The organism is Peptoniphilus sp., assembly GCF_050943655.1.
In the GTDB taxonomy this organism is placed as follows: domain Bacteria; phylum Bacillota; class Clostridia; order Tissierellales; family Peptoniphilaceae; genus Peptoniphilus_A.
On record NZ_JBMNPQ010000081.1, the window covers coordinates 1 to 6,350 of the forward strand.

A 6,350-nucleotide genomic window follows, 5' to 3' on the forward strand; every position below is an offset into this window, starting at 1 on the left:
GAAGTTTACAAGAATTTATTTTCCATAATTTTTCAAATAGGAATTAATAAGTGTAACTGTAACTTATAAAATAAAAACTTCCAAAATTAGGCGAGCTTGTTTTAAGAGTCTGTGTCAATCCCTTATTATCAAGCCATTAATTTATGTAATCCTAATTTAAGAAGATTTATAACGATGGGTTACAGGTTACAAAGTTACATTTGTATCTTTACTTGATTTGCAGTATCTATTTCTAATTGATTTTCTTTTTTCCATTCTTCTGGCAATAAATTCTTGTAAACTTCTATAAAGTCAGTTTCATTTTCTTTTTTCTTTTCATAGTATAGTTTTACTGGAATTGAGACCCCACTTGGTGATATTCTCTTAGTCTTAGATGACCTAACTGGAATCCACTCTTGAAAATAATTATCCATAATCTCTGAAAAAGATTTTGATTTTATTTGGTAACCTTGCATGGTTAGTTCTTTGAAACAAGTTATATTTGGATCCGCACTTTTTGGCTTATATTCTTCCAAGAAATATCTAATGTCTTCCACATCTGGGTTTAGATATTTGAATTTTTCTTGTTCCTTATACAAGTCTTTTAAAAGATTTTTTGGTATAGTCCATGCGTGAGTCTTGTTTTTAAAGATTTCATACCCTAAGGCTAGAGCCTGATTAAAATCTTCTCTTATGCGAGAAATATATTCTTTATCCGAGAGTTTTTCCTTATTATTTTTATCTGGATATATAGTCCTTACTCTTTTATTTGGATTACATTCAACGGGCAAATATCTTCTTTCTCCAGTATGATCATTAAGAAAAGTTCTTTCATTTAATGTCCCTATGAAGATACAAGTTCTAGGCACATCTGTTGCATATTTTTCGTAGGGTATTCTTATCCTATCGCTTAATTTTGATAAAAAAGATTTAGCTTCATTAGCTGATTTTGCATTTCTTAAAGCAACAAATTCTTCGATTTCAACGACAGTTTTACCCATAAGGTTCATGACGGCATCCTTGCCTTGAATGTTTTCTATTGTACAAAACCAATCATCTGTTATGGATAAGTATCTTGCAAAAGTCGATTTGCCTATACCTTGTCCACCAACTAAAACAATCATCTCATCAAACTTAGCTCCTGGATTAAAAATTCTTTTTATCATGCCCAATATCATATGTTCCATTATCCAATTGTTAAGCTCTGTATCATCCGCTCCCAAATACTTTGGTAAAAGTTTTCTAATGGCATTTTTATCTCCATTCCATTTTAAATTTTGAAGATATTGCTTTGGCGGACTCACTTCATATTGATGAGCTACAAAACGAATAGCTTCCCACATTTTGTTTGCGTTATAATTAATTCCAAAATGTTTTTCTATCTCTAACCCTAGTCTATTGTTTAAAGAATCATCCCAAAGTCGTATTTGATTTTCCTTTATATTTCTTTCTCCAATAATTTTCCCCTGGAATTTTATTTCATTGGTAAATTTATCAAAGAATATTTGTCCTTCAATGATTTTTTGATTATGACAATATTTTGGATTTAAAATAGCGGTTACAATATTACCAGTAATTTGTCTAACCGTCCCCTTATCCGTAGTTTGTAAGTCTAAAAAGGCGTAAGTCTGATCTATTTCTGGGAATTTTAATTTAATATCTGTCATAAGGCTCACTCCTTTTCTTTTTAAAATCATCTAATCTCTTTATTGTTTTATATTTGCTATCCATTTTATCCTCCTGTCTGGTATAAATAAGACTCCTGTGGTAAAATGAACTTGTCTAGAGAACACTTCTCACAGGAGTGTATGCCTTTACTCTTTGTAGTAGGGGCTTTTTTCTTTTTTGATTTCTTCATATATTTCTAAAATATAGATTAAAATATTAGTTTCATCGTCATTAAGTTTTCCAAACTTTTTAATAACTTTTGCTAGTTGAAATATTTCCTTGGCTATATTATCAGAAAGTCTGTAATCACTTACTATATTAACTTCGTGATTTAATAGCATTTGTAGAAAATAGTCTTGCTTTTTAAGTCCGCTTATTGCAATCTTTTTGTTTATTAGATCATATTCTTCTTCAGATACTCTGAAATTTAAAATGCGATTTCTTTTTCTATTTTTCTTTTTATTTCTCTTTTTTTTAGAGATTTCATCTAATGAATGTCTTCTAAACATCTTTATCATCCTCTTCTAATAAATATTTCCAGTCATTTGCCTTATTATTTCTTACTTGTGTTAAAGACAGAGCCATTTCTTTTTGCTTACTAGGGAAGAGATGAGCATATCTATAGGTAATATCAATCGATTCATGTCCAACCCTATCAGCTATTGCAGTTGCAGAAAATCCAAGTTCAATCAAGAGTGAAACATGAGAATGCCTTAAATCATGTATTCGAATTCTTTTTACTTGAGATTTCTTAGATCCCCTATCCATTTCATGGTGGAGGTAGCTCTTAGAAAAATTAAATATTAAGTCTTTTGGTTTTAACTTATAAAAACTGTCTATATATTCTTTAATCTCATCAGTTAAAAATTCAGGCATAACTATTGTCCTGATGCTTTTTTTAGTCTTAGGTGCTGTTATTACATTTTTCCCATCAATCCTTTGTAAAGATTCATCAATTTTTAATGTATGTCTTTCAAAATCAAATTTTTCTTTTGTTAAGGCTAATAATTCTCCCATTCTAAGACCACACCAATATAAAAGTTCAAAAGCATAAAATGATTCAGGTTTATCTTTAATAGCTTCTACAAATCTTTCATATTCATCTTGTGTCCAAAATAGCATTTCGTCAGCTTCTTTTTCTCCCATAGAGCCAACATCACGAGCAACATTAGTTTTTAAATTGTAGTACCTACAAGCATGATTTAAGATGCTAGATAACTGGGCATGAATAGTTCTCAAATAAGTAGGAGAGTAGTTTTTTCCATTCTTATCCTTAATCTTCATAAGCTCATTTTGCCATTGAATGATGGTTACATTATTAATCTCATTAAGCATTAAATCACCAATATAGGGAAGTATTTTTTGATTTACAATTGCTTCTTTTGTCCTCCAAGTATTTTCTCTTATTCTTGGTTTTCTATCCCTCTTGTAAAGTTCAAAAAACTCCCTAAAGGTCATCTCAATTGATTCAGAATGTTGATTTAAAAATTCTTGTTCCCATTTTAATGCTTCTTTTTTTGTTAAAAATCCACGTTTTTTCTTAGTTAATTTTTCTCCTTTCCAGTTGGTGTAATTAAATTTACAAAACCAAGTCTTGTTCCCGCTTTCATCTCTAAATGCTGGCACTTTAAACCTCCTTTGTATTTGTCGGTTTATAGCAATACTTTTCCATAAAGTATTCTCTATTTACCTTTCCTCTTTGTACACGATAGCCTAATTTAAGTAAGTCTTGATTCATATCGTTTATTATCTGATATGCTGTTGTCCTACTTACATCAAGAAATTCTTGTACATCTTTTGCATTCATAAAAATACCTTTCATAATGTCCTCCTTTTATAGTTTGTAAGGTTCTACATCCACAAAAGGGCGAGCATTAATTTTTATATCTTACATTTTCCGTTCAATATTGAACGGTATGTATATATAATAACAGTTCATATTTGTTCTGTCAAGTTTTTTCTATTTATTTTTTTCTAAAATATTCAGATACTTACAAATATTTACAACAGAACAGTTTTGTTGAGCTTTTGTTCGTTTTGTGATAAAATATTTATAGTTATCGTGAAATAAGGAGGAGTTAGTTTGATTTCTGGAGAAAAATTAAAAAAGTTAAGACTTATGAGAAACTTAACTCAAAAAGAACTTGCCATTAAGTCTGGTTTGACAGATGCTGCTATAAGAAATTACGAGCTTGGAAATAGATCTCCAAGTAAAGAACAATTACAAAAAATATCTGAAGCACTTGATTGTGATATATCAGCATTAATTAATCATGAACCTAATTCTATTTTTGAAATAATGCATATAATCTTTGATTATGAAAAAGATATGAAGTTTAGACCGTTGGCAGGTGATGGAGAAATTACTGGACTTTTATCAAATGATGTAGACTTCAATAATTTTCTAATAGAATGGAATGAGATGAGAAAAAAGCATTACAACGATGAGATAACAGACGAAGAATTTGAAGATTGGAAGTTATCATATCCTAAAAAATCTAGATTTTTAAAATAAGTATATGTACGCAAAAAGACCGCAGCTTGAAACTACGGTCTTATTTTTGTCCAAATGTAAACCACTTGGAACTATTATTTAATTTATTCTTTTTTACTTCCAGTACCATTTGAGTACCGGTAGCCATTTTTCATTCTCTATATAGCTTGTAATCAAGCCATTTTATAAAATTTTGCTACTATTCCCATTCTATTGTAGCTGGGGGTTTACTTGTGATGTCATACACTATTCTGTTTATGTGGTCTACTTCGTTTACTATTCTGTTTGATACTTTATCTAATATGTCCCAAGGGATTCTTGAGAAGTCCGCTGTCATAAAGTCTGTTGTTGATACTGCTCTTAGTGCCAATGTGTAGTCATAAGTTCTAAAGTCTCCCATTACTCCAACAGTTCTGTTATTTGTTAGGACTGCAAAGTATTGGTTTACGTCTTTTGCTACTTCTGATTTTTCTAGTTCTTCTCTAAAGATTTTATCAGCATCTCTTAAGATGTCTAGTTTTTCTTTTGTGATTTCTCCCATTACTCTAATTGCAAGGCCTGGTCCTGGGAATGGTTGTCTATCTACTAGGTAATCTGCTAGTCCAAGTTCACGTCCAAGGTCGCGCACTTCGTCTTTAAATAGCATTCTTAGTGGCTCGATTATTTCTTTAAAGTCGACAAAGTCAGGCAGTCCTCCAACGTTGTGGTGGCTCTTTATTACTGCTGAGTCGCCGTGACCAGATTCAATTACGTCAGGATAGATTGTTCCTTGTGCTAGGTAATCTACTGATTTTATTTTTTTGCCTTCTTCTTCAAAGACTCTTATAAATTCTTCACCAATTATTTTTCTTTTTTGTTCTGGATCAGTTACGCCAGATAGTCTATCTAAAAATCTCTTTTCTGCGTCAACTCTTATGAAGTGCATTCCACTATCTTTAAATGCTTCTTCTACTTCGTCGCCTTCATTTTTTCTCATTAGTCCGTGGTCAACGAAGATGCAAGTTAGGTTTTCTCCAACAGCTTTTGATACTAGTGCTGCTGTTACTGATGAGTCAACTCCGCCTGATAGGGCAAGTAGTACTTTTCCATCGCCAACTTTTTCTTTTATTTCTTCAACTGCAACTTTTGCATAGTTTTCCATTGTCCAAACTGGTTCTTCTTTACATATATTAAGTACAAAGTTTTCTAGCATTTTTTTGCCGTTTTCTGTGTGATTTACTTCTGGATGGAATTGTAATGCGTAAAGTTTTTTGTCTTCATTTTCCATTGCAGCTATTGGACAGTTTTTGCTAGTTGCAACTTTTACAAAGCCCTCTGGCATTTTTTCTACTCTGTCTACATGGCTCATCCAAACTTTTTGATTTTTATCTAGTCCATCAAAAATCTTTGAGTCCTCTGTTTCTATTTCTGTCTTGCCAAATTCTCTCTCTTTTGGTGCTGCTACAACTTTTCCGCCCAATGTGTGTGCCATAAGTTGCATTCCGTAGCAAAGTCCAAGTATTGGTATGCCAAGTTCAAATATTTCTTTTTCGATTTGTGGAGAATTTTCTTCGTAGACTGAATTTGGGCCTCCTGTAAAAATTATTCCACCGATTTCATCTTTTTTCTCATTTATTGTCTTTATAGCTTTTTTAAAGGGAACTACTTCGCAATAAACTTTTAAGTCTCTAACTCTTCTGGCGATTAAGTGATTGTATTGACCGCCAAAATCTACAACAAGTATCATGCAAAACCTCCATATCTTTTATTCCTTTATTTTATATCAAATTGTCATATATTACTATAGTTTTGGTAAAAGTATTTGAAATCTGAAAATATAGAGAAAGTTTTGTGATATTTTTTTGGTTTATGTTGACATTAATTTTTACTAAACATATAATTTATAGTTGAGTGAAGACCTGTATAAAGTATTGAATTTTCTTGAAAAATAGGGATTTTAATGGTAAAATAAAGTCTTGAGTAAAAGGAGTGGTAAAATGGGTTTAATGGAAAAATTATTCGGAACCTATAGCGAAAGAGAACTGAAAAAAATTGAACCACTAGTTAATAAAGTAATGAGTCTTGACGAAGACATGCAAAAACTTTCTGATAGTGAATTAAAAGATAAAACAGTTGAATTTAAAAATAGAATTGCAAATGGCGAAACTACTGATGATTTGTTGCCAGAGGCTTTTGCAGTTGTTAGAGAAGCTGCATGGCGTGTGCTTGG

Annotated in this window: 7 protein-coding genes; 2 read left to right on the forward strand and 5 right to left on the reverse strand. The window is 31.3% G+C overall.

Annotation, left to right across the window (positions count from 1 at the left end):
* Positions 1-194 precede the first annotated feature (194 nt).
* From ACOX6R_RS06880 to ACOX6R_RS06895, 4 genes are all read right to left on the reverse strand, one after another.
* The gene (locus tag ACOX6R_RS06880) at positions 195-1,676 is read right to left on the reverse strand and encodes a VapE domain-containing protein (RefSeq protein ID WP_178196013.1); all 1,482 of its coding nucleotides are present in this window, start codon (positions 1,674-1,676) and stop codon (positions 195-197) included.
* A gap of 117 nt (positions 1,677-1,793) precedes the next feature.
* Positions 1,794-2,156 carry a plasmid mobilization protein gene (locus ACOX6R_RS06885; protein ID WP_178196011.1) on the reverse strand — a complete coding sequence of 121 codons (363 nt, stop codon included), beginning with the start codon at positions 2,154-2,156 and terminating at the stop codon, positions 1,794-1,796.
* Complete coding sequence (locus ACOX6R_RS06890; RefSeq protein ID WP_178196009.1) at positions 2,149-3,273, reverse strand: tyrosine-type recombinase/integrase; 1,125 nt, start codon at positions 3,271-3,273, stop codon at positions 2,149-2,151. Before ACOX6R_RS06890 ends, ACOX6R_RS06885 begins: the two co-directional genes overlap by 8 nt.
* A 1-nt stretch (position 3,274) precedes the next feature.
* Positions 3,275-3,469 (reverse strand): hypothetical protein, encoded by a 195-nt coding sequence (locus ACOX6R_RS06895; protein WP_004835545.1) that lies wholly within the window; start codon positions 3,467-3,469, stop codon positions 3,275-3,277.
* A 261-nt stretch (positions 3,470-3,730) separates the two neighbouring features.
* On the opposite strand from ACOX6R_RS06895, the gene ACOX6R_RS06900 reads away from it, so the two are divergent.
* Complete coding sequence (locus ACOX6R_RS06900; RefSeq protein ID WP_002839745.1) at positions 3,731-4,162, forward strand: helix-turn-helix domain-containing protein; 432 nt, start codon at positions 3,731-3,733, stop codon at positions 4,160-4,162.
* Between the two features lie 178 nt (positions 4,163-4,340).
* Here ACOX6R_RS06900 and guaA read toward each other — a convergent pair whose 3' ends face one another.
* Positions 4,341-5,867, reverse strand: a complete 1,527-nt coding sequence (guaA, locus tag ACOX6R_RS06905; protein ID WP_433448625.1) for a glutamine-hydrolyzing GMP synthase — start codon at positions 5,865-5,867, stop codon at positions 4,341-4,343.
* A gap of 250 nt (positions 5,868-6,117) precedes the next feature.
* On the opposite strand from guaA, the gene ACOX6R_RS06910 reads away from it, so the two are divergent.
* A partial coding sequence (locus ACOX6R_RS06910; RefSeq protein WP_433448627.1) for a hypothetical protein occupies positions 6,118-6,350 on the forward strand: 233 nt, incomplete at its 3' end.

What these genes read in the sequence shown, in the direction of transcription:
- ACOX6R_RS06880 (WP_178196013.1), bottom strand. Translation starts at nt 1,676, where the DNA reads ATGATTTTAAAAAGAAAAGGAGTGAGCCTTATGACAGATATTAAATTA.
- ACOX6R_RS06885 (WP_178196011.1), bottom strand. Translation starts at nt 2,156, where the DNA reads ATGTTTAGAAGACATTCATTAGATGAAATCTCTAAAAAAAAGAGAAAT.
- ACOX6R_RS06895 (WP_004835545.1), bottom strand. Translation starts at nt 3,469, where the DNA reads ATGAAAGGTATTTTTATGAATGCAAAAGATGTACAAGAATTTCTTGAT.
- guaA (WP_433448625.1), bottom strand. Translation starts at nt 5,867, where the DNA reads ATGATACTTGTTGTAGATTTTGGCGGTCAATACAATCACTTAATCGCC.